Annotated in this window: 1 protein-coding gene; it reads right to left on the bottom strand. The window is 58.7% G+C overall.

Going from position 1 to position 380, the window contains the following annotated elements:
* Positions 1-380, bottom strand: a 380-nt coding sequence (locus AC0IYH_RS29795) for an ABC transporter permease subunit (RefSeq protein WP_471837683.1), incomplete at both ends; no start/stop codon positions are given.

The raw sequence follows: 380 nt of genomic DNA, 5'->3' as shown, positions 1-380 counted from the left end.
GGAAGAAGCTGTCGCCCAAGCTGATACTGGCGCGCGGACCAGGCAGTGGCAGCAGCACGGCGAAGTACCAGAAGAGAATCTGCAGCAACGGCGGACTGTTGCGGAAGATTTCGATGTAGACGGTCGCCAGCTTGCTGATCATCCAGTTCGGCGAAAGCCGCGCGATACCGATAAGGAAGCCGAGGAAGGTGGCCAGCACGATACCGATGATGGACACCAGCAGCGTGTTGAGCAGCCCGATAACGAAAACGCGGGCATAGCTGTCCGCTTCGGTGTAGCTGATCAGGTGTTGGGCGATGCCGAAGCCGGCACTGCGCTCAAGGAAATCGAAGCCGGAGGTAATGCCCCGGTGTTGCAGGTTGGTCTGTGTATTGCTGAAC

Source organism: Pseudomonas sp. AC463, from assembly GCF_979253585.1.
Note: the sequence above shows the minus strand (reverse complement) of the source record. Positions and strands in the feature narration are given on the sequence as shown.